Raw genomic sequence first — 18,710 nt, 5'->3', positions numbered from 1 at the left:
TTTGGGCAGGGATTTTTTCCCAGTTTACCGACGGCGGGCAAGTACTATGAACAAACAACCATCCTTTGAAGGCTGGCAATCCATTGTCGGTGGTCTCATCGCCGCCCTGTTAGTCCTGTTGAGTTTCAACTCCTTTGTGGTCATTAACCCAGGGCAAGCCGGGGTCCTGAGTGTGCTGGGGCGGGCCCAGGATGGAGCTTTGCTAGAAGGCATTCATTTCAAACCACCCCTAGTGTCGTCGGTGGATATTTATGATGTGACGGTGCAAAAATTCGAAGTGCCGGCCCAAAGTTCCACCAAGGATCTACAGGATCTGTCCGCTAGCTTTGCCATTAACTTCCGCCTTGATCCCACGGAGGTAGTTACCATTCGCCGGACCCAGGGCACTTTGCAAAATATTGTGGCTAAAATCATTGCCCCCCAAACCCAGGAATCTTTTAAAATTGCTGCCGCTCGCCGCACAGTGGAAGAAGCGATCACTAAACGAAGTGAATTGAAGGAGGATTTTGACAATGCCCTCAATTCCCGGTTAGAAAAATACGGCATCATTGTCCTGGATACGAGCGTGGTGGATTTGGCTTTTTCCCCTGAGTTTGCCAAGGCAGTGGAGGAAAAGCAAATTGCTGAACAGCGAGCCCAGCGGGCCGTGTATGTCGCTCAGGAAGCAGAACAACAGGCCCAGGCGGATATTAATCGAGCTAAGGGGAAAGCGGAAGCCCAACGTTTGTTGGCGGAAACTCTAAAAGCCCAAGGGGGTGAGTTAGTTTTGCAAAAAGAAGCGATCGAAGCCTGGCGGGAAGGTGGGGCTCCCATGCCCAAGGTTTTAGTAATGGGAGGGGAAGGCAAAGGTTCTGGGGTTCCCTTTATGTTTAATCTGACGGATATTGCCAATTAAGCTCCTTCTGCATTGCCACTCCAAATATTCTCTAACGAGGTCAACCATGGGCATACTTAAATTTTCTGCATCTGTGCTGTTACTGTCCGGCACCATTTTGACCGCTATGCCCCTCTCTCCCCTGGGGGCTAACGATATGCAACAACTGCTCACTGTCACTGGCCAAGCTTCGGAATCTGTTCCCACTAGCCTTACCGAAGCCCAATTAACCGTGGAAGTTCAAGCTGATACCGCTGGCCAAGTCCAAACGGCGATCGCCGACCGGAGTAATCGCCTGGTGGAATATCTACGCAGTCAACGGGTGGATAAATTGCAAACCCAGGGGCTTCAACTGCAACCCAATTATGTTTACAGCAATAATGAAAGAAGGTTGGAGGGGTACATTGGCACCAACACCGTCAGTTTCCAGTACCCCAGCGACCAGGTGGGAAAAATCCTTGATGAGGCGGTGCGGATGGGGGCCAGCCGCATAGATGGCATTCGGTTCATTGCCACCCCTGAAATCCTCAAAGTTGCGGAACAAAAAGCACTAGTGGCCGCCGCTGCCGATGCCCAAGCCCAGGCCCGGGTGGTGCTGTCCAGTCTCAATTTGACTCCTAAAAATATTGTCCGCATCGTTATCAACCCCAGTCCGGGGCAACCCGTACCTGTTTTTCGCAGTGGAGTGGCCACATCCGCCATGGCCGAATCAGCTCCGACCCCCATCATCGGGGGCGACCAAACGGTGCAGGCCACGGTAACCCTAGAAATCGCCTACTAGCCCCAGTCCCTTAGCCCATGGTGAACCCAAATCCCTTCATTTGCGCCGCGATGGCAGGCCAAAGGATTGGTCAATACCATTTGGAAAAACTGTTGGGGGCAGGGGGATTTGGGGCTGTGTTCCTTATCAATGAGCGGTAATGTGTGGCAATGGTGTGAAGAGATACCTGGCTCGAAAACTACCAGGGGGCAACGGGGGATGGCAGTGCTTGGGTAACGGGGCCAGATTCTTCCCCACGGGTGTTGCAGGGAGGATAATGGAAAATGGACGCTATGCTCTGTCGTTCCGCCAGCCGTATCCGTCTTTACCCGGACAAAAACGACAATGATTGTGGACTGTGGGTGGTTTGCTTGAGTGTTTAGTGAGACTTGAGTGCCATGAATGGCTAGGGAGTAGGGCCATCCGTTGGATTGCCATTGTCTGGCTGGACTAAATTGGGAGTATTGCCGGAATCTACTTCCGGTTCCCGAATCTCAGGGATGGGCAACCAATAGATAACTAGGGCAAAGAATGCCAGGCCCAAAGCTCCCAAGCTGGCCGGAATAGCCCGTTGGGTAAAGGGTTCGTCCGGTTGACGGTGGCGCCGGGAAAGGGGCTCTAGGGTGAGGGAAAAATCCGGTAACGTGTGCTGATCGCCAATGAATTGGTCCACTGCTTCCACCAGATCAAATAGTTCCACTGTGCTCAGGTCAACGGCGATCGCCTCGGAAGACTCGTCGGCCGGGGGATGCCAGACTAAACGGTGTAAGGCCTGCTCCGGTAATGGGGTCAACTCGGCCCATTCCCCATTTTCTCCCTTGGTTTCCGCTGGGTGGGGAATGCCACTTAAGCAGCCCTGGGCATAGTCATTAACTGCCTTGGCCAATGCTTCCAGGAAAGCCCGCCCCCCTTCCAAACTCTGATTGGTGCCCAGAAATTGACAACGGGCATTGAGGATAATTTGTAAATCCTGATTACCGGAACTGGGGTCGGCGCCAGTGGCCATACCCTCCAGAATAAGGGTGCAGTTGGGCAAGCGATAGGGTCGTTGAATATTCAAGTCACTTCTCCGTCAAACAAGCTAATCCATAAACGTTCCAAACCGATGGTGCCAGTGCAAAACAACAATTGGTTCAGCAAACCCAGCGCAAAATCATCCATGGCCGGTTCTGAGGCCAACAGCACCGATACTTTAGCCCGGCGGTGATTCATCCGACTACCAAAATGGGAACGGAATTGGTCTAGGTAATCCGACAATAAAAAATTAGTGCCCACCGGCAGTTGTTTAACCCGCATTTGCCGTTCCGCAATGAGCAATTGACGCATGGTCACATTCAACGGCTTGGCCTGGTAATGGGCGATCGCCGTTAGGGCCTTGGCTTGATCCAGGGTGAGGAGGGTGCGATTGTAGGAACGTCGCCAGGGGTTAGTACAGCGCAATCGCCACAGGGCCAGGGCATGGGGAACAATAGACTGCAAACCTAAACTTTCCGCACTGGCCAGCATTTTGGAGGCTGCCCCCACATCCAACGCCTCGATCGCCAGTAACAGTAAATCAAGGCGCTGTTGCAATTGGCTGGCGCACCGCTGATTGGACAGGGGAAAATCCGGCAAAGTTTTTAGCACAGAGGCCTGTTCTTCAACAACAACAGCGGCATCAGACATGGGCGAAGTTAACACAGGCTGAGTTGGGCAAAGGAAAATAACAGTGAAAAGGGCGACCAAAGGATCAGAGGGAATGACCTAAACAACGATCTAAACTCTGACACTGCCAACCATGGTATCGCATCGGGTCAGACTCCCATCAAAAACCACGGCTGACTAGGAAAAAGCCAGTCTGTAGACCGCCAATGATCAACCCCAGCACTCCCCCCAAGTTGACAATGGCCTGGAGTTCACTACGGACAATGGCCTGGACAGCGGTTTCCAAATCGGCGGCGGAAGTTTCCTTGATCCGGTTAATAATTACCTGGTCAATGGCCAAAATGGGAATAATTTGCTTGACCAGTTTTTCCAAATCGTCCTCTAAATACCGCTCCAAAATTGAGGCCAACTCCTCGCTGACCAAACCCAAGGAACCGGTGACCGCAGTGGAGGACTGGAGGCGATTGACAATAATCACCGCCACATTATCCCAATCCACCGATTCGCCAAAATCCTTGAGGAAAGGTTCCCCCCGTTCCCGAATGTAGGTCCGCACCACTTCCCCCGTAGTCCGCCGCAATTGCCGCACAGTGGAAACTGGCAAATTTTCCAAAGACAATTGTTGCAACCAGTCTTTCAGACGGTTACGAATTTCCAAGGAGAGCAATAGTTCCTTCAATCGCAAATTGGCCGTTTCTTTTTCTTCTAAGCAAAAAGCCCGCAGACGGGTGAGGGAATTACGCACCCCAAATAAATTGGCCACCACCCAATAGGTACCACTGGTTTTTTCCCGAAAACCTTCGTCAATCACCTGAATATTGCGATCGCTCAAAAAGTCCACCAACGCTAAGCGAATTGTATCCGGCGGTAAAACTGTGCCTAATAACCAATCAGCAAATTGGCGGGATTGCAATTCCGACAGTCTAAATTCCAGCAGAATTTGGTCAAAAATACGGTTAATCTGGTCCGATAAAAAATTATCCTGCCGGGCTAGGGCTTTGAGTAAGCGGGGTAAAGACTCACTAAATAAATCCCGCAAAATATTAGCCAGAATTTGGCCGGTTTTTTGTTGTTTATCCTCCCGAATTTGTTTCAGCGCTAGTTGCAATAACCATCCCAAAGCCCCTTCCACCCGTTCCCGTTGCAGTAGCTTACGGGCCAGCCGCTGGAGTTCCTCTGGGGTTAACAAAGACCCCATAATGGTGTCGGAAACCCGTTTGGCCAAACGTTCTTGGTTGCGGGGAATTAACCCGGGGGTAAAGGGCAGTTGGTATGGCCCGATGAATAGGGGTTTGTAGGGACGAAATAGCATTTTGATGGCTAGATCGTTGGTGAAATAGCCAATAATTCCCCCGGCAATGGGAGGTAAAGCTAGGGTGAAGAGTACGGAGTAATTAATCATTATCAAAGACAACGGGAAGCATTCCCTGGGGCAAACTGAACAGGGGGAAACTTATGTTCAGGTCGGAATTGGGAAAAAGAAAAACTACAGTTTCTTGCCATGGAAACACAGTATTTTAGTCATGAAATTTCAAAACCATTCCATGCCATGGTTAGAAACCTTGTAAATATTGCCTCAGTTTTAAGAAATGTTCCTGTACTGCCGGGGGTAAACGACGCATGATTTTGCCCTTATCCGGGTCGATCGCCACAAGGGTAATTTTGCCGCTGACGCATAGTTCTCCTGTTTCTAAGCAAACAACCTGATTTTGCCATTCCAGCCGCACTTTCTCAATTTCTTGCATTTGCACCTTAACTACGGCCGTTTGTCCCAGGCGGATGGGACGGTGGTAGCGCAGACCCAAATGAACCACAGGCAAATCGCAACCTAGCTTGACCAAGTCAGCAAAATCTACGCCAACGGATCGTAAACATTCCACCCGGGCGGTTTCTAACCAGGTCAGGTAGGTGCCGTGCCAAACAACGCCGCCGTAATCAGTGTGGTGGGGTTGTACCCGGACCATAATCTCAAACCACTTTTCGGTCACAGCTTGCAGTTCCGGTCGGGGCACTAGGCTATGGTCACCTTGGGGGCCTGGGGGGAGTTGGGGCTTGGGAGAATCACTCACAATCAATTTAATAGAGAGCGTTAAACAGAGCTGATCCCCATCATACCTAGTCTGGGGTGGCCTCTATAATCGGTTCCCTGGGGGGAGCAAAGCCAACGGCATGGTCTGGTAAGTTCCACCGTTGGGCTAGGGTTAAAACCTGATGCCTGGCGATCGCCGTTTCGAAGACGGAGGAGAAAATGGCGGGAATGGGATGTTTATTCAACCAATCTGCTAGGGTTCTCGGATCACCCATGATGGCCGCTTTGAGAATGTAAATTCCTGGCCAATGGCGATCGTAAAGTGCTTGGAGCTGGGACAGGCTACACACCGCTTCATCCAGGGCAATGGGGGTGACAAAATTTCGCTGTAGTCGAAAAATATCGTCAATTTCCCCAGCAGGTAGGGGTTGCTCCAGGTATTGCACTTTCACTGAAGTATTTTCCCTTTGGCGATCGAGCAGTTGTAACCATTGTTGGGCAATGGCTAAGTCCAAACCACCGTTGGCATCCAGTCGCAAATTTATCTCCCCGGGGCATTGCTCTAATTGGTCCAAGAGTTGTAGATATAAATCCCGTTCCGTCGGGAAATCATTCACAGCAATTTTCCATTTAACAGTACTGGCGGTTAGCTTTTGCCCTGAGGTTAGGTAATCTAAGGTCTTTTTTCCCGTCGGCAATAGTTGACAATAGCTGAGGGGATTTAAGGGCAGTTCGACCAAACCTTTTCCATTCACCTCCCACTCCCCTGAACCAAAAGCAAACCCACAACAGGGCAGGCGATCGCCAATTTTTCCAATTTGCTCGGGGCTGATCTGACCATGGAGATTGCGGCAAAAGTTAGTGGCACTGGCCAGATCTTCTGTGCCAAACCAGGGTAAGGGAGCAATTTCCCCCCGGCCAACTCTGCCCTGGCGATCGGCTAACTGAACAATCAATCCTTGGCGCTGTCGCCAAGTACCGTGGGCGGTCACCACCGGGCTGGGTAAAGAAAAATTGTAGGGATAAAAGTTAACTTGATAGGATTTGCCCATGGGGAAGAAGTTGGCTTGGCTAAGAGCAAGGCTGACCTAGTATTGATCTGAGTAGGGAAATTCTTCTGTCAATATTTGCTATTTTTCAACTTGATTGGAGTTCCGTTGAGTGCCTCTCCTTTGATAATGGTTCGACTATTTTAGTCTCGATTTATTGTCAATATTGACCGCATTAGTCGCCAGATATTAGTATTGGCACCTCTATCACTTTTAACTTGTGAAAATATTAAAAATATATAGCAAAATACGGCGCTAGGGAAATTTTGGTAGCAACCATTACTGGCAATCTTTGGAGAACTGATTATCATTAACAAATTGTAATAACTTTGCCATTCCCAATGAATGCCCCCAGCTCCCCCCGTCGTCCCCATGTGGTTATTGTGGGGGGCGGCTTTGCCGGTCTTTACACTGCGAAACATTTACGCCGATCGCCGGTGGAAGTCACCCTAATCGACAAACGTAACTTCCATCTTTTCCAACCTCTATTGTACCAAGTAGCCACAGGGAGCCTTTCCCCAGCGGACATTGCCTCCCCATTGCGGGGAGTACTAAAGGGGCAAAAAAATGTCCAGGTGTTAATGGATGAAGTGGTTGACATTGACCCCGATAAGCAAAAAGTGGTGCTCAAGGATCATCCCCCCATCGCCTACGACTGGTTAGTGGTGGCCACCGGGGTGAGTCATCATTACTTTGGCAATGACCACTGGGCCGCCCTGGCACCGGGGTTAAAAACCATTGAAGATGCTTTGACTATGCGCCAAAGGATTTTTGCTGCTTTTGAAGCGGCGGAAAAGGAAAGTGATCCAGAGCGACAACAGGCTTGGCTAACCTTCGTTATTGTCGGAGCTGGCCCCACGGGGGTGGAATTGGCCGGGGCGATCGCCGAAATTGCCCATAGTTCCCTCAAGGATAACTTCCACCGCATCGACACCCGGCAGGCAAAAATTTTGTTAATTGAAGGGGTGGACCGGGTTTTGCCCCCCTATAAACCCCAACTTTCCGCCCGGGCCCAACGGGACTTGGAAGACCTGGGGGTGACAGTATTGACCGAAAGAATGGTCACCGACATTACCCCGGAGCAAGTGACAGTGTATAACGGTGATCAATCGGAAACCATTGTGGGCAAAACGGTACTCTGGGCTGCTGGGGTAAGGGCTTCGAGCCTTGGTAAAGTCATTGGTGATCGTACCGGCGCTGAGCTAGACCGGGCCGGTCGGGTGATGGTAAACCCTGATTTGAGCGTGGCTAGTTTTGACAATATCTTCGTGTTAGGGGATTTGGCCAATTATTCCCACCAAGGCGATCGACCCTTGCCAGGAGTGGCCCCCGTTGCCATGCAGCAGGCGGCCTACCTTGCTGAACTGATTCCCGCCCGTTTAAAACAACGGGAAATTCTTCCCTTTTACTACACCGATTACGGTAGTTTGGCGGTGATTGGCCAGAACAAAGCTGTGGTGGACCTAGGTTTTGCCCAATTTACAGGCCTAGTGGCTTGGATGATTTGGGTATGGGCCCACGTTTACTATCTGATTGAATTCGACAATAAGTTAATTGTCATGTTGCAGTGGGGCTGGAATTATTTTACCAGAGGCCGAGGAGCACGCTTAATTACCGATACTGTTCATCACCAACCACTGTCCACTGTGGGCAAGAACAAGGAATTAGTGCGCCCGTGAAACGTTACAGGGTCAGGGGAAAAAATTCGGTAAACTGGACCATGGCTTGCCCAGCCAATTTAGTTAAACTGTGGAAAACAGGGCCATGGGCCTCAGCCTGGGAAAATAATGCTACATCTCGCCCAAATTACCATTGACGAGCAGAAAAATTGCCATCAGCTTTTGGTTTTGGCCAGTTACCAGAGCCATCAATGTTGGCAAAGGGATAGTTTTACTCTGCCTTTGGAGGATATAGGCCGTTGGCAAGCAGGGGCATTGGTGTTGGTACAAACTGATCCTGACCAGCGGGTGGAGCAGATTCGGGATGGCCTAGATTGGCTAATGGAAATTTTGGAAATTGTCCCCAATACCAATGGCTTAGCCCCCGACCAAACTCTCTCTTCTCTGGTGAAGCAAGAAAAAAGAAGGGTGGAAGCCTGGCGACAGGAAATGGCTGCTAAAAATTTGGAATTGACCAAACGACAAATCGAATTGGAAACCCAACGGCAACAGTTGAAGGAGTTGGAACTAAAACTGCAAGAACAGGTGGCAACCTGATGGTTACAGCGCCTTGCTCCGGGTATGACCTTTTTTATCCCCATAGGGAAGATTTGCCCCAGTTTGCCCAGTTGGATAGTCAGTGCTTGGGAGAAATGTGGACCCTGGCGGGCTATGAGCGGGAATGGGACAGTGAAAATGGTGTTTTGCTAGGAATTCGCTCAATGACCGGGGGATACCTGGTGGCCATGGGGTGCTTTTGGCAAATTTTAGAAGAAGCTCATATCACTCTGCTGGCTGTGGCCCAGGAACATCGGGGTAAAGGATTGGGGAAAATGATGCTCCAGTCCCTCTTGGCAGAGGCAAGTCGCCGGCAATTGGAGCGAGCCACCCTAGAAGTGCGGGCCTCTAACGAGATTGCCATTGGGCTTTACCGTCAATTTGGGTTTCAACGGGCTGGGTGCAGAAAACGTTACTATCCCGACGGAGAAGATGCGCTGATTCTCTGGAAAAATCGATTAATTTTGCCCGTCCCGCTGACATAACCCTAGTTGGAGGAGAGGGTAAGGGGGCACAATGGGAAGGCTGTCGATTTTGTTGCCCATGTCTGACCAGTCTGACCATCCTTTGATTTTGCTGTGGCATCGTCGGGATTTACGCCTCCATGATCATTTAGCTTTGGCCAACGCCCGACGGAAAACCGCCAAAATTGTCGGGGTCTTTTGCTTAGATAACAAAATTCTTCAAGCGGAGGATATGGCCCCAGCTCGGGTAGCTTACCTGCTCGGTTGCCTAGAATCTTTGCAGAATCATTACCAGCACCTGGGCAGTCAATTATTGATCTTCCAAGCAGATCCGGTGCAGTTGTTACCTAGATTAGCCACCACCCTTGGAGTCCATACCGTTACTTGGACTTTGGATACGGAACCCTACGCCCAGCAACGGGATTTGGCAGTGGCCCAGGCTCTCAGGGCACAGGGTTTGGCGATCGCCACGGAATGGGATCAACTGCTTCATCATCCAGGACAAGTGTTAACCCAAACGGGCAATGCCTATACGGTTTATACTCCCTTTTGGAAAAATTGGCGCCAGTTACCCAAACCTAGCCCTGTGCCTACTCCCAAGGATTTGCAGGGTTTGAGTCCAACAGAAAAGGAAAAACTCAAATCTCTAGGACTCCAGAATCTGCCCCAATTAAGGGAGCTGGGTTTTGTGTGGGAAAAACCTCTACTTTTGGAACCTGGGGAAGACGCAGCCCAGCAAAGATTGGCTTGGTTTACGACCCACGGGTTGGAAGAATATCAGCAAAATCGTAATTTTCCAGCCCTGGATGGCACATCCCAACTGAGCGCTGCCCTCAAATTTGGAGTGATTTCTCCCCGAACCCTGTGGCAAGCCACCCTAGAAGCTTGGGAGCAAAGTCGCAGCGAGGAAGCCCGAGCCAACATTGAAACCTGGCAACAAGAATTGGCCTGGAGGGAATTTTACCAACACTGCCTCTACAGCTTTCCTGAATTAGCCCAAGGCCCCTATCGATCGCCGTTCAAGGAATTTCCCTGGGAAGAAAACCAAGACCATTTCCAAGCCTGGTGTGAAGGCAGAACCGGTTACCCAATTATCGATGCGGCCATGACTCAGTTAAACCAGACTGGCTGGATGCACAATCGTTGCCGCATGATTGTGGCTAGTTTTTTAACCAAGGATTTAATTCTCAATTGGCAATGGGGAGAGCTGTATTTTATGCAGACCCTATACGACGGTGACTTAGCGGCTAATAATGGGGGCTGGCAGTGGAGTGCTTCCAGCGGTATGGACCCCAAACCCCTACGGATTTTTAACCCCCATACCCAAGCCCAGAAGTTTGACCCGGAGGGGGAATATATCCGCACTTGGTTGCCCCAGTTGGCCCGGTTTGACACAGGAGATTTGTTAACCGGTAAACTCACCCCCGGGTCACGGCGATCGGTCAATTATCCAGATCCAGTAGTGGATCACAATCAGCAACAACGGGAATTTAAACGCCGTTATCAATTGGTCAAATAATCGCTGATTTATTGGCTGACTTATTGTTGGTTGCCCATGCCCCGGCGGCCTTGACGACTATTGCGACGTTCCTGCATTAACTCGGAAAATTTTTGCCGTTGTTCCGGGGTCAACACTTGACGGCTTTCCAACATACTATTGAAGCGCAGTTCCCCCAGTTGTTGTCGTAAATTGGCCACCTGATTGTGTTTAGCTCGAATTTCGCTGTCACTGCCATTGCCAGACATTAGAGTACGTAACTCATTCTGGCTAGTACGCATTTGCTCCGACAGGGATTGCATTTGACCTTGATATTTTTGGCGAATGGCTTCCAGTTGTTGTTTTTGACTATCGGTTAAATCAAGGGATTCCATCCACTGGCCCTGGCCACCTTTTTTGTTACCCCAGCCCCATTGGGCTAGCAACTGCTCGCTGGCATCGCCACTTTGCCAATGTAAATCCAGATTTTGATTTTGGGCCATGGCGGGCATAGTGCTGACAGTACAAACTAAGCCGCTGAGCAGACTGGCGATAATAATGTTTTTCATTGTGAACAAGTTCCTCGGAAAATTAACTGAAAAGTGATTTAAAAGTACAAACTGTCTTATTCCCGTGGGGGATCGCTTAGTAACCACCAATCCTGGTTAGCACCATCGGCAGATTCCACACCATTGACGCTGTCGGGGTAGATGGAGCCAGACCAAGTTTCCTGGAGAAAGGCTTCCAGTTCGGCCATATTCGGTTCCTCGGCCGTTTGCATCGGCGATCGCCAACTAAAGATTCCAACCCCCACTAGGCCTAGGAGTAACATTCCTCCCCCCAGCCATTGCCAGGATAAACTAGAGGCCAAGGAGCGGCGGGGACATTGTTTGATCCGTTGCAAAATTTGGTCTTCTAGTGCTGGTGACGCAGCGGGAACTCCAGGGCAATGGGCTTGCAAAAAATGCTTCAGCTTTGTCTCCTGATCGGTGTTAAAAGACATCTTGAACTCCCTGTTGTTGCAAGAATTCACGCATGGCTCGCCGGGCATAGAATAAACGAGATTTGATCGTCCCCCCCGGCAAATTAAGTATTTCCGCAATGGTTTTTTGGGGCAGATCTTCGAGATCATGGAGCACCAACACAGTCCGATGCTCAAAACTGAGCTCAGCTAAACCCTGTTGCACCAAATCTTGGTAATGGAGTTGCAACAAATCGGGGCTGTCCTCTGGCCGAGACAATTGTAAGGAAATTTCTCCTTCGTTGTCGGTCGGGGCAATACTCGGTTGGTGAATCCGTTGGCGCGATCGCCCCAATTGTTTGCGGGCATCCTGGGCCACATTCCAAGTAATGCGATAAATCCAGGTGGCAAAAAAATTGTGATTGCGGAGTTTGGGCAATCCCTTCCAAACCCTCAAAAACACCTCCTGAACTAGATCATCTAATTGATGCTGTCCACAGAGTTGATAGAGGGTGGAACGGACTTTAGCTTGGTACCGGCGATAGAGTTGACGAAAAGCCTCCGCATCACCCTGCTGACTTTGCCGGATAATACTGGTCTCGTTTTCCCCCATTGCTGGATTGACTAAGGGCTTAACCAACAAAACCTACCTCTTTGGCGGTTACGGGGGTTTAGACCCAATGGGTTTGCTCAAGGTTCAATGGTGACCCGATTTTTCTTGGGCTAGGGGAAGCAAGGTTGAAAAAATTTTTTATCAAAAAAAGGGTTTTAAACCCTGTCCTTCGGGACGGCTTTAATTTCCTCGTAGAATAACAACGTAGAGTTAAGGTATAGGTGCTGATTCCATCCCACAGACCAAAAGCAACGAAGTTTAGCTCAATTGTTCGATTGTGTGCAGGTAGTTTTCAATGACGCCTTAGCTTTTTGTAAGGAATTGGATAAACTTCCTTCCTACAATGAACTTGCGGGTAGATTGACTCAATGCGAACAGATGGAGGAAAGGCAAAGTTGAAGCGACCTAAGAAATGCTAACGTAATCTTGCCCATAAACAGAATGGGAGTAAACGACGGGAAAAGACACGATTAAGGATTGCCAAAATTCACGCCAAAGTGAAAGATACCCGTGCTGACTTTTTACATAAACCACCCACCCGATTAATTCGTGAGAACCAAACAGTGATTCTGGAGGATTTGAACACCGCCGGGATGTTGAAAAATCGTCGTCTCTCCCGTGCCATCTCTGACCTGGGTTGGCGTTGTTTTAGAACAATGTTTTCTGCCAAAGCAGAAACGTATGGTAGGGACTTCCGGGTAATCTCCCGTTGGGAACCGACTTCTCAACGCTGTTCCCGTTGTGGTGCAATGGGTCGCAAAAAATAACTCTCTGTCAGGGAATGGACTTGCTTTTTCTGTGGTGCGAACCAGGATAAAGATATAAATGCCGCAAAAAATGTGCTGGTTACCGGAGAGCATTCGGAGACTTTAAACGGACATGGAGGAAAGCATAGGAACACTTCGGTAGCGCCATCCTTTGAAGTGTCAACCCACCGAAAAGCTATTCAGTTAAATCTGTTTGCTTCGTAGCAATCCTATGGTTTTAGCCACGGGATGGATGTCAATGTGGACTTAGGGATTACAGGGAGTCGTCTTTGGAGCGGGGTCACTGCCGATAGAGGAAATTCAGAAAAAAATAGAGGGCGCAAGTTTTCTTCTGTGCAGCCCTCTGTAGAATCAGATAATTAATTTGTAATAACGGTCACTAATGAGCAACTCATGCTCCGACTATTTCTACATTTAGCAACTGGTAGCGACTAGAGACGGTCAAAACGTTGCCACTGGCCACAGCCAAGTGGTGGATGCTACCAGCTAGATTTTGTTACACCGGGCAGAAGACCTTGGTGGGCCCATTCCCGCAAAACATTACGGCAAAGGCCAAAGTCCCGGTAGTATGAACGGGGGCGACCTGTAACCTGACAGCGGTTGCGGCGACGGTTAGGAGCGCTATTGCGGGGTAAATCCTGCAATTTTTGGTGGACAGCTAATTTGTCTTCTAGGGTTTCAGCTTGACGGAATTCTTCTTTGAGCGCTTCCCGTTTAGCAGCATATTTTGCTACCAAGCGGCTACGACGCCTATCCCGCTCGATCATGGATTTTTTTGCCATCGGGGTTTAACTTTATTTCTTTAGTCTAAAATTGAGCAATCCTGATTCTATCACACCGTTTAGGGGACAGGGGCTAAAGGACTGAAATCACCGATCAGACGAACACGGAGGGATTCGAACCCCCGACCCTCAGGACCGGAACCTGATGCTCTATCCACTGAGCTACGTGTCCAATTTTTGGTTGTTTTTCTCTCTGGGAACAGAATTTTCACCAGCTATCAGCGTAACATTTCTTGCACCGATTCGGAAGTCAACTGTGCACCATTTTCCAACAACCAGGCTTCTTGAGTGGGGGTCAGCCCTGGATTGTCGCCAAACTGCAAATTTTCCACCTTGGCGCCGCTGAAGTTAACGTTTTGGAGGGTGGCTCCCCGCAAATCTGCTCCCCGTAGATCTGTACCGATTAGAGTTGCTAGGGCTAAACTACTTTTACGGAAATCAGCCTGGTGGAGATTAGCCCCTTCTAGATAGGCGCCACTCAGGTCTGCGCCCCGAAAGTTACCACAACGGAGATCGGCGTGGCTCAGGTCACTGTCCGTGAGGATGGCTCCCCGGAAGTTGCTGTCCATAAGTTGGCTGTTACCCAGATCAATGCCATTGAGGTCTGCACCAACAAATTTGCCGCCGGCCAAATCCCGTTGCGGGTCTAAACCAACTAATTTACCCAGGGCAAGGCAATCCAAATGAGGGGAATTGATCGCCAAACGCAGACGATCGCCAAGGCTAATGGTGTTTGCTTCGGTTACGGCTTGATGATTTTCGATATCGTACAGAGGTTGCCAGGGAATTTGAGGGTCAGAGTCCGCTGATTTACTTAGGAGCCATTGACCCCAACAAAGGGCCGGCGTTAAGTAAGCTTCCGCCAAAAATTTTGCTAAGAGGCGATCGGCAATGGCCAATTGGTTTGGACTCAAATCCGCTGGCCACAGGCTTTGGGTTTCGGCGATCGCCACCTGTCGAGCTTCAGCTTTAACTTCCACTTGTAGACGGGCCCACTGTTCAGCCAGAGTAATATCAACATTAACGATTTGAGGCGAAAGGGTTTCCGGCTTAAAAATTATCTCCCCCGCATTAAAAAAGTTTTGACCATTGTTGATGGTGGCTCCCTCCCCTTGGACCGTTAAATCTATGCCCCGTAGCCAAAAGCGCAGTTTTCCTCCCAACAGTGACAACCATTGGCCGTCAGCTTGGGGCGTTAAAGTCAATGCTAGATGGCCTTTCTCTCCCTGGGTCTGCCAATGGAAATCTGCCTCCAAGGCCATAGCTGGAACATGGGGATTGAAAATTTCGAGGGAGGAAAAAGTCGCCATAGTTACAGAAATCAGCTTTTTTCTCAAGTCTAGGTTAATCGGAGCAAAAAGTCCCCTGGGCCGATGCTGTGGCTGAAAGTCACCCATTGCCCATGGAGTGCGACCACTTTTGCCTAAAAGACCAGATTGCAAATTGGTTAGTTGGTTTCTCTTCAAACAAATTTAAGCGCCGAAACGTAGGCAAAAACAACCCCTGTAGCCCTTTAACCAAACCTTTACTAGGGCTTAACCTTCAACCATGCGGGCCCGCCTTAATATACGAAAATGTTGATGGATGCCCCAAGCTACCGTTAACGGCTAATCAAAATTGACCACCCTAGGGGCGGAGAAGGAAGAATGTTTGGTTTACGTCAATTGAGCCGGCGCATTGCCCCTGTAGCTTTGCTCTTGCTGGGAATTTCCGCTTGCACACCATCTCAGACCAGTCAGCCGATCGCCATCGATGGTTCTAGTACGGTTTATCCCATCACTGAAGCAATTGTGAAAGATTATTCCATGGGCAAAGAAGAAGTGGCGATCGATGTGGCCTTTTCGGGCACCGGCGGGGGCTTTAGGGCATTTTGCGAAGGAAAAACCGATATTACCAATGCATCCCGTCCCATAAATAAGGAGGAGATGAAATTGTGCAATAACAACCAAGTTAGGTACGTGGAATTGCCCATTGCCTTTGATGCCATCACCGTAGTCAGCAATCCCAACAATGACTGGCTCAATAGTTTGACCGTCGAAGAACTGAAACGCATTTGGGAGCCGGCCGCCGAAAAAACCTTGACCCGCTGGAACCAAGTTCGTCCTGAATTTCCCGATCAACCCATTAATCTCTATTCCCCCGGCGAAGATTCTGGCACCTTTGACTATTTCACCGAGGCGATCGTTGGGCAAGCTGGGGCCAGTCGTCTTGATAGCCTAAAAAGTGAAGATGATGACATTTTAGTGCAAGGGGTAGTTCAAGATGTTTATTCCCTGGGATATTTTGGCTTTGCCTACTACGAAGCTCACACCGATGAGTTGAAAGCCATTGCTGTGGATCAAGGTAAAGGCCCAGTACTACCCTCCCGGGAAACGGTGGAAAAATCTGAGTATCAACCCCTATCCCGTCCTTTATTTATTTACGTCAACGCCACCAAGGCCCAGGAAAATCCAGCTCTGCGGGAATTTATTGATTTTTATCTCGCCAATGCTTCCACCACCGCCACCAGTGTTGGTTATATTCCCCTCCCCCAGGAAGCCTACGATTTGGGTAAAATCAGCTTCAACAAAGGAGAAGTGGGAACGGTATTCGAAGGGAAAAGCGTTATGGACCTGACTATTGGGGAATTGCTAAAGAAACAGGCTTCATTCGAGTAGGGCAAAAAATTAAGATCCATAACCCTCGCTAAGGTCAGAGTATTAGGGATTCAAAACAAGGAAATCCGAATTCCATAGACCTTAACCTTGTCTTTACCATGGTCTGGCTTAATAAATGTATCATGAGCAACTGTTTAGCCAGATTACAAAAATCCGCGTCGAGAACACATCCATGACTACTTTCAAGCAGATTAAAAAGTTGTCCAAGGGCCTGTTGCCCAAGGCTTCTGCCCTAGCCCTAGCCGTTAGTTTGGCGGCCTGTGGTGGTGGCGGTGGTGACACAGCCCAAACCGGTAGTGGTGATTCTACCGCCGCAGATGCTTTTGCCAGTAAAGTTTCTTTGACCGGTGCCGGTGCTAGTTTTCCCGCTCCCCTCTATCAAGGATGGTTTGTGGCCCTGAACCAAGCTGTACCTAATCTGGAAGTCAACTATCAATCCGTGGGTAGTGGGGCCGGGGTAGAGCAATTCATGACTAAAACCGTTGATTTTGGTGCCAGTGACGTGGCTATGGATGACGAAGAAATCGCCAAGATTAATGGTGAAGTCATCATGCTCCCCATGACCGCCGGTAGCATTGTCATGGCCTACAATCTGCCTGGAGTCGAAGGATTGAAGTTATCCCAGGAAACCTTAGCGGGCATCATGTTGGGCAATATTACCAACTGGAATGACCCCAAATTAGTGGCGGATAATCCCGATTTAACTCTGCCCAATCAACCTATCACTGTGGTCCACCGTTCCGATGGTAGTGGTACCACGGCCGTTTTTACCATGAACTTGGCCGCCATGAGCCCCGAATTCAAAGAGACCATCGGCGAAGGTAAAACCGTAGAGTGGCCTACCAGTAAAGGTAAATTCATTGGTGGTAAAGGCAACGAAGGGGTAACCGCTGGCATTCAACAAAACGAAGGGGCCATTGGCTATGTTGAATATGGCTATGCCACCAACAATAACCTGACTATGGCTAGCTTGCAGAATAAGGATGGACAGTTTGTGGTGCCCACCGATGAAAATGCTTCGGCCACATTGGCCGCAGTGGAACTGCCAGAAAACCTACGGGAATTCATCACTAACCCGGCTGGGGCGGAATCCTATCCCATTGTTACCTATACCTGGATGTTGCTCTATCCCCAGTATGCTGATGCGGACAAGGCCAAGGGCATGGAAGCAATGGTGGAATTTGGTCTGAATGAAGGTCAAACCATGGCCCCTGCTTTGGGTTATGTGCCCCTGCCCCAAAATGTGCGGGAAAAGGTGGCCGCCGCCGCTGACAAAATTTCCCCTGATTACACTATCACCCTGAAATAGTTCAGTCCCAAATATTTGGGTGGGGAGGCGATCACCATTATTGATGTTGATCTTCCTTCCCATTTTCCTTTCCTAATCCCCCATTTTTCCATGACCACTGCGCCCTATTCCCGGACAAAGCCCCTGGCTTCCCGCTCCGATATTGAAAAAAATTTGGAGAAAGGGTTTAAGTATTTAACTTTAGCCTTTGCCGTCAGTATTGGTCTGATTTTGCTGGCGATCGCCGTCCTAATTTTCCTCCAATCAGTGCCGGCAATTAAAGCTTTTGGGCTGGGCTTTATCGCCAACAATACTTGGAACCCCGTCACAAGTCAGTATGGTGCCTTGGCGGTTATTGTGGGAACTTTGATAAACTCCGGCTTGGCCTTGCTGTTGGCTATTCCCCTAGGTATTGGCACGGCACTGTTTTTAAGTGAAGATTTCATTCCTACTAAAATTCGCACTGTCCTAACTTTTATGGTGGAATTGCTAGCGGCTATTCCCAGTGTTGTTTATGGATTGTGGGGCATTTTTGTCATTATTCCGCTGATCAAACCGGTGGGCATGTGGTTAAACGAATATTTTGGTTGGATTCCTCTCTTTAGCACCCCGCCTGCGGGCCCTGGTATGTTACCCGCCAGTATTGTTTTGGCCATTATGATTTTGCCCATCATTACGGCGATCGCCAGAGATTCTTTGGCTTCCTTACCGCCGGAATTGCGTCAAGCTTCCTTGGGACTAGGAGCTACCCGGTGGGAAACTATTTTTCGGGTGCTAATTCCCGCCGCTTTCTCCGGCATTGTTGGGGGCATTATGTTAGCCCTGGGGCGAGCCATGGGGGAAACGATGGCCGTAACCATGATTATTGGTAACTCTAACCGTCTTAGTTGGTCTTTATTAAATCCTGCCAACACCATTGCATCTCTGTTGGCTAACCAGTTTGCTGAAGCTTCGGGGATGCAGGTTTCTGCATTGATGTATGCGGGTTTTGTGCTGATTATTCTGACTTTCGTTGTCAATATTTTGGCAGAGCTGATTGTGAACAAAGTCAAAGCTAAATATTAGTTTTTTCCACCATTAAATTGATTTTGGCTACAAGTATTTTTGCTTAGAGTTACGTTTTTTAAAT

21 protein-coding genes and 1 tRNA gene are annotated in these 18,710 nt (G+C 49.3%); 11 read left to right on the top strand and 11 right to left on the bottom strand.

Annotated features, from left to right (window positions below):
* Positions 1-46: 46 nt before the first annotated feature.
* Together D082_RS10615 and D082_RS10610 are read left to right on the top strand one after the other, a co-directional pair.
* Positions 47-895, top strand: a complete 849-nt coding sequence (locus tag D082_RS10615; RefSeq protein ID WP_028947695.1) for a prohibitin family protein — start codon at positions 47-49, stop codon at positions 893-895.
* A gap of 46 nt (positions 896-941) precedes the next feature.
* Positions 942-1,655 carry an SIMPL domain-containing protein gene (locus tag D082_RS10610; RefSeq protein WP_028947696.1) on the top strand — a complete coding sequence of 238 codons (714 nt, stop codon included), beginning with the start codon at positions 942-944 and terminating at the stop codon, positions 1,653-1,655.
* A gap of 385 nt (positions 1,656-2,040) precedes the next feature.
* Here D082_RS10610 and D082_RS10605 read toward each other — a convergent pair whose 3' ends face one another.
* The 5 genes from D082_RS10605 to D082_RS10585 form a co-directional block, all read right to left on the bottom strand.
* Positions 2,041-2,670 (bottom strand): DUF4335 domain-containing protein, encoded by a 630-nt coding sequence (locus tag D082_RS10605; RefSeq protein ID WP_255356951.1) that lies wholly within the window; start codon positions 2,668-2,670, stop codon positions 2,041-2,043.
* A gap of 20 nt (positions 2,671-2,690) precedes the next feature.
* Complete coding sequence (locus D082_RS10600; RefSeq protein WP_028947698.1) at positions 2,691-3,299, bottom strand: DUF3038 domain-containing protein; 609 nt, start codon at positions 3,297-3,299, stop codon at positions 2,691-2,693.
* A gap of 139 nt (positions 3,300-3,438) precedes the next feature.
* Positions 3,439-4,680, bottom strand: coding sequence for a DUF445 domain-containing protein (locus D082_RS10595; RefSeq protein ID WP_038530744.1), 1,242 nt, complete (start codon positions 4,678-4,680; stop codon positions 3,439-3,441).
* 151 nt (positions 4,681-4,831) lie between these two features.
* Complete coding sequence (locus tag D082_RS10590) at positions 4,832-5,347, bottom strand: thioesterase family protein (RefSeq protein ID WP_028947700.1); 516 nt, start codon at positions 5,345-5,347, stop codon at positions 4,832-4,834.
* A gap of 46 nt (positions 5,348-5,393) precedes the next feature.
* Positions 5,394-6,359: an o-succinylbenzoate synthase gene (locus tag D082_RS10585; protein WP_028947701.1), complete on the bottom strand. Its 966-nt coding sequence runs from the start codon at positions 6,357-6,359 to the stop codon at positions 5,394-5,396.
* Positions 6,360-6,697: 338 nt separating this feature from the next.
* On the opposite strand from D082_RS10585, the gene D082_RS10580 reads away from it, so the two are divergent.
* From D082_RS10580 to D082_RS10565, 4 genes are all read left to right on the top strand, one after another.
* Positions 6,698-8,035, top strand: coding sequence for an NAD(P)/FAD-dependent oxidoreductase (locus D082_RS10580; RefSeq protein WP_028947702.1), 1,338 nt, complete (start codon positions 6,698-6,700; stop codon positions 8,033-8,035).
* 108 nt (positions 8,036-8,143) lie between these two features.
* Positions 8,144-8,572 carry a hypothetical protein gene (locus tag D082_RS10575; protein ID WP_028947703.1) on the top strand — a complete coding sequence of 143 codons (429 nt, stop codon included), beginning with the start codon at positions 8,144-8,146 and terminating at the stop codon, positions 8,570-8,572.
* A complete protein-coding gene (rimI, locus tag D082_RS10570; RefSeq protein ID WP_028947704.1) occupies positions 8,572-9,057 on the top strand; it encodes a ribosomal protein S18-alanine N-acetyltransferase in 486 nt (161 codons plus the stop codon). The genes D082_RS10575 and rimI overlap by 1 nt, the downstream gene beginning before the upstream one ends.
* A gap of 31 nt (positions 9,058-9,088) precedes the next feature.
* Positions 9,089-10,555: an FAD-binding domain-containing protein gene (locus tag D082_RS10565; protein WP_193386660.1), complete on the top strand. Its 1,467-nt coding sequence runs from the start codon at positions 9,089-9,091 to the stop codon at positions 10,553-10,555.
* Positions 10,556-10,575: 20 nt separating this feature from the next.
* Here D082_RS10565 and D082_RS10560 read toward each other — a convergent pair whose 3' ends face one another.
* The 3 genes from D082_RS10560 to D082_RS10550 are packed head-to-tail and all read right to left on the bottom strand — an operon-like array spanning position 10,576 to position 12,066.
* Positions 10,576-11,082 carry a Spy/CpxP family protein refolding chaperone gene (locus tag D082_RS10560; protein ID WP_238546700.1) on the bottom strand — a complete coding sequence of 169 codons (507 nt, stop codon included), beginning with the start codon at positions 11,080-11,082 and terminating at the stop codon, positions 10,576-10,578.
* Between the two features lie 56 nt (positions 11,083-11,138).
* A complete protein-coding gene (locus D082_RS10555; RefSeq protein ID WP_238546699.1) occupies positions 11,139-11,516 on the bottom strand; it encodes a hypothetical protein in 378 nt (125 codons plus the stop codon).
* Positions 11,506-12,066, bottom strand: coding sequence for a sigma-70 family RNA polymerase sigma factor (locus tag D082_RS10550; protein WP_028947708.1), 561 nt, complete (start codon positions 12,064-12,066; stop codon positions 11,506-11,508). The genes D082_RS10555 and D082_RS10550 overlap by 11 nt, the downstream gene beginning before the upstream one ends.
* Before the next feature lie 288 nt (positions 12,067-12,354).
* On the opposite strand from D082_RS10550, the gene D082_RS19055 reads away from it, so the two are divergent.
* Positions 12,355-12,486 carry a hypothetical protein gene (locus D082_RS19055; protein WP_238546698.1) on the top strand — a complete coding sequence of 44 codons (132 nt, stop codon included), beginning with the start codon at positions 12,355-12,357 and terminating at the stop codon, positions 12,484-12,486.
* Positions 12,487-12,563: 77 nt separating this feature from the next.
* Positions 12,564-12,854, top strand: coding sequence for a transposase (locus D082_RS19050; protein ID WP_304413398.1), 291 nt, complete (start codon positions 12,564-12,566; stop codon positions 12,852-12,854).
* A gap of 479 nt (positions 12,855-13,333) precedes the next feature.
* Here D082_RS19050 and rpsN read toward each other — a convergent pair whose 3' ends face one another.
* From rpsN to D082_RS10530, 3 genes are all read right to left on the bottom strand, one after another.
* Positions 13,334-13,636, bottom strand: coding sequence for a 30S ribosomal protein S14 (gene rpsN, locus D082_RS10540; protein WP_028947710.1), 303 nt, complete (start codon positions 13,634-13,636; stop codon positions 13,334-13,336).
* 99 nt (positions 13,637-13,735) lie between these two features.
* Positions 13,736-13,808: transfer RNA gene (locus D082_RS10535), tRNA-Arg, on the bottom strand.
* A 46-nt stretch (positions 13,809-13,854) separates the two neighbouring features.
* Positions 13,855-14,946 (bottom strand): pentapeptide repeat-containing protein, encoded by a 1,092-nt coding sequence (locus D082_RS10530; protein WP_238546697.1) that lies wholly within the window; start codon positions 14,944-14,946, stop codon positions 13,855-13,857.
* Between the two features lie 336 nt (positions 14,947-15,282).
* Here D082_RS10530 and D082_RS10525 point away from each other — a divergent pair, with 336 nt between their 5' ends.
* From D082_RS10525 to pstC, 3 genes are all read left to right on the top strand, one after another.
* Complete coding sequence (locus tag D082_RS10525) at positions 15,283-16,293, top strand: PstS family phosphate ABC transporter substrate-binding protein (RefSeq protein ID WP_028947712.1); 1,011 nt, start codon at positions 15,283-15,285, stop codon at positions 16,291-16,293.
* 172 nt (positions 16,294-16,465) lie between these two features.
* Positions 16,466-17,602 carry a phosphate ABC transporter substrate-binding protein PstS gene (gene pstS / locus D082_RS10520; protein ID WP_028947713.1) on the top strand — a complete coding sequence of 379 codons (1,137 nt, stop codon included), beginning with the start codon at positions 16,466-16,468 and terminating at the stop codon, positions 17,600-17,602.
* Positions 17,603-17,692: 90 nt separating this feature from the next.
* Entirely contained in the window at positions 17,693-18,646 is a 954-nt protein-coding gene (gene pstC, locus D082_RS10515; protein WP_038531599.1) for a phosphate ABC transporter permease subunit PstC, read from the top strand.
* Positions 18,647-18,710: the final 64 nt, after the last annotated feature.

Origin of the sequence: Synechocystis sp. PCC 6714, assembly GCF_000478825.2 — a bacterium.
GTDB lineage: Bacteria > Cyanobacteriota > Cyanobacteriia > Cyanobacteriales > Microcystaceae > Synechocystis.
This window is presented reverse-complemented; position numbering and strand designations above follow the sequence as displayed.

Bases quoted from the DNA above. Each gene is read 5' to 3' on its own strand.
- D082_RS10615 (WP_028947695.1), top strand. From the start codon at position 47: ATGAACAAACAACCATCCTTTGAAGGCTGGCAATCCATTGTCGGTGGT.
- D082_RS10610 (WP_028947696.1), top strand. From the start codon at position 942: ATGGGCATACTTAAATTTTCTGCATCTGTGCTGTTACTGTCCGGCACC.
- D082_RS10600 (WP_028947698.1), bottom strand. From the start codon at position 3,299: ATGTCTGATGCCGCTGTTGTTGTTGAAGAACAGGCCTCTGTGCTAAAA.
- D082_RS10595 (WP_038530744.1), bottom strand. From the start codon at position 4,680: ATGATTAATTACTCCGTACTCTTCACCCTAGCTTTACCTCCCATTGCC.
- D082_RS10585 (WP_028947701.1), bottom strand. From the start codon at position 6,359: ATGGGCAAATCCTATCAAGTTAACTTTTATCCCTACAATTTTTCTTTA.
- D082_RS10580 (WP_028947702.1), top strand. From the start codon at position 6,698: ATGAATGCCCCCAGCTCCCCCCGTCGTCCCCATGTGGTTATTGTGGGG.
- D082_RS10575 (WP_028947703.1), top strand. From the start codon at position 8,144: ATGCTACATCTCGCCCAAATTACCATTGACGAGCAGAAAAATTGCCAT.
- rimI (WP_028947704.1), top strand. From the start codon at position 8,572: ATGGTTACAGCGCCTTGCTCCGGGTATGACCTTTTTTATCCCCATAGG.
- D082_RS10565 (WP_193386660.1), top strand. From the start codon at position 9,089: ATGGGAAGGCTGTCGATTTTGTTGCCCATGTCTGACCAGTCTGACCAT.
- D082_RS10560 (WP_238546700.1), bottom strand. From the start codon at position 11,082: ATGAAAAACATTATTATCGCCAGTCTGCTCAGCGGCTTAGTTTGTACT.
- D082_RS10555 (WP_238546699.1), bottom strand. From the start codon at position 11,516: ATGTCTTTTAACACCGATCAGGAGACAAAGCTGAAGCATTTTTTGCAA.
- rpsN (WP_028947710.1), bottom strand. From the start codon at position 13,636: ATGGCAAAAAAATCCATGATCGAGCGGGATAGGCGTCGTAGCCGCTTG.
- D082_RS10530 (WP_238546697.1), bottom strand. From the start codon at position 14,946: ATGGCGACTTTTTCCTCCCTCGAAATTTTCAATCCCCATGTTCCAGCT.
- D082_RS10525 (WP_028947712.1), top strand. From the start codon at position 15,283: ATGTTTGGTTTACGTCAATTGAGCCGGCGCATTGCCCCTGTAGCTTTG.
- pstS (WP_028947713.1), top strand. From the start codon at position 16,466: ATGACTACTTTCAAGCAGATTAAAAAGTTGTCCAAGGGCCTGTTGCCC.
- pstC (WP_038531599.1), top strand. From the start codon at position 17,693: ATGACCACTGCGCCCTATTCCCGGACAAAGCCCCTGGCTTCCCGCTCC.